The 1910-nt window shown below is 72.9% G+C and carries 4 protein-coding genes; all 4 read left to right on the forward strand.

The window, feature by feature from the left end; genetic code table 11:
* The first annotated feature begins 218 nt into the window (after positions 1-218).
* Genes FVA95_RS28490 through FVA95_RS28500 form a run of 4 tightly spaced genes read left to right on the forward strand, consistent with a single transcriptional unit; the run spans position 219 to position 1856 of the window.
* Positions 219-659, forward strand: coding sequence for a hypothetical protein (locus tag FVA95_RS28490; RefSeq protein ID WP_149666872.1), 441 nt, complete (start codon positions 219-221; stop codon positions 657-659).
* Positions 656-994, forward strand: coding sequence for a WhiB family transcriptional regulator (locus tag FVA95_RS28495; RefSeq protein WP_149666873.1), 339 nt, complete (start codon positions 656-658; stop codon positions 992-994). Before FVA95_RS28490 ends, FVA95_RS28495 begins: the two co-directional genes overlap by 4 nt.
* Positions 991-1158 carry a hypothetical protein gene (locus FVA95_RS31175; RefSeq protein WP_161992521.1) on the forward strand — a complete coding sequence of 56 codons (168 nt, stop codon included), beginning with the start codon at positions 991-993 and terminating at the stop codon, positions 1156-1158. Before FVA95_RS28495 ends, FVA95_RS31175 begins: the two co-directional genes overlap by 4 nt.
* On the forward strand, positions 1155-1856 hold the full coding sequence (locus FVA95_RS28500) for a hypothetical protein (RefSeq protein ID WP_149666874.1): 702 nt from the start codon (positions 1155-1157) through the stop codon (positions 1854-1856). Before FVA95_RS31175 ends, FVA95_RS28500 begins: the two co-directional genes overlap by 4 nt.
* The last annotated feature ends 54 nt before the right edge of the window (positions 1857-1910 follow it).

A 1910-nucleotide genomic window follows, 5' to 3' on the forward strand; every position in this document is an offset into this window, starting at 1 on the left:
CGACGACGAGTTGAGCGAGCCGCAGCCGGGCGCGCGGGGTCAGGGCGGCGTTAGCGTGGGACACGAAGGCCTCCGGTGGGTGAAGCGGTTCCTAGACAGCTCCACTTCACAACCGGAGGCCTTCGTCTGTCAGCCAGACTCACCGCCCCCGGACGGGACAACCTCCCTGGACATCACACCTAGCCAGGCATCTGAGTTCGGAAGGACACCGACCCTAGATGAACGCCCACACCGCACCCGCCCCCACCGTCTCGACGGTGGTTCCGGTGGCCCGTCTCGTGGAGGCCGGCCTCCGCCGCACCGACCGCGCGATCCGCGACACCGCACGCCCCCCGGCCGGGGACCTGCTCGCCCACGCCGCCCGTGCCCGTCGGCTCGCCGAGCTCCACACCCGCCGCGCCCGCTGGTGGGCCGTCCTGCAGCGCGACACCGCCACCCACCACGAGGTGCCGGTCGTCTATGTCCAGGCCGTCGTCACCGCCGTCCTGGACAACGAGCGCCAGGCCCGCTACTGGAACGACACCGCCGACGACTGGCAGGCCCTCGCCGACCGGCGCCCCACCTCCGACGTCGCCGGGGCCATGTCCAACTGGGCCGAACTCGGCCTCACCGAACCCGCCGCCCCCGGGCTCCCGGACACCTCGGCGGTGGCCCGATGAGCGCCCCGAGCCAGGGCCGGCCGGTGCTGCGTCTCGTCCCGATCACCGACCCCACCGCGTCGACCGACACGCGGTGGCGCGAGGACGCCGCGTGCGCGGGGCTGGACACCGAGCGGTTCTTCCCCGTCGACGACCGCGCCGCCTCGGTCGAGACACCGCGTCGGGTGTGCCGGGGCTGCCCGGTCCGGGCCGCCTGCCTCACCGACGTCCTGGCCACCGAGGACCCCGCACGCCGCTACGGCATCACCGGCGGCACCACCCCAGGTGAGCGCCGAGTTCTGCACCGCGCCGGGCTGACCCTGTCCGTCTCGACCGTCGGCGGTGATGTCGCGTGAGCGCCATGCCCGCCCCGCGTCCGCCTCGCTGCGAGGTGTGCCGGACCCCGCTGTACGAGCGGCCCGACCCGCGCCGTCGTCGCTGCGCCGATCACCTGGGCCAGCTCGCGCTGGTCCCACTGTCCACCGTCCGCCCGGCCCGTCGGAAGGGAGGCCGCACGTGATCACCGCTGCTGTCTCACCGGCCGATGTGCCGCTGTCGGTCAACCAGATCCGCACCGTCGGCGGCGCCCTGCTTGCGGTCGCCGTGTACCTGCTCTACAAGGTTGGTCACTACCTGGCGCGAGTTCTGGAAGCTGTCGCGACCGCCGCCGTGGTGTTCATCGCGCTGTGGTTCGCCGCCAAGGGCCTCGTCCTCGCTGCTGTGTGGGCGGTCCGGCACTGGCGCACCACCACGACCGTGACCGTCGTGTCCGTGTGGTGCTGGTGGTGGGGCTTGCTTTCGCTGCTGCTCACCCTCACCGCTGTCGCGGCTGTGCTCGGGGTGTGGCGGGTGGCGTCGCTGCCCTCGTTCGACCGGTGGGCCGGGCGTCACCTGCGCTCCTGGTGGCAGCGCTGGCTTGTCTACGCACCCCGGATGCCACGCTGGCTGCGCTCGGTCGGACTCACCGTTCCCGACCGGGCGGGTGCGACGGTCATCCAGGTCAACCCGCTGCGCCGCACCGCCACCGCGCCCCGGGAGCGCCCACGCCGCGACCAGCTCCCCCGCATCCTCTCGGTCCGCTCCGGCCCCTCTTGGGACGAGGTAAAGGTGCGCCTGGTCCCGGGCCAGACGCCGGAGGACTTCGACACCGCCGCCCGCGCCCTGGCTGTGGCCCGTGGGGTGAACCGCTGCCAGGTGTCAACGGCGGGTTGGGAGTAACCCCGTAACGACGGATTGGGACTGACCCCCTTGTCGGGTGTTCAGTCGTTGCTG

This window comes from Pseudonocardia sp. EV170527-09 (assembly GCF_008369905.1).
In the GTDB taxonomy this organism is placed as follows: Bacteria; Actinomycetota; Actinomycetes; order Mycobacteriales; family Pseudonocardiaceae; genus Pseudonocardia.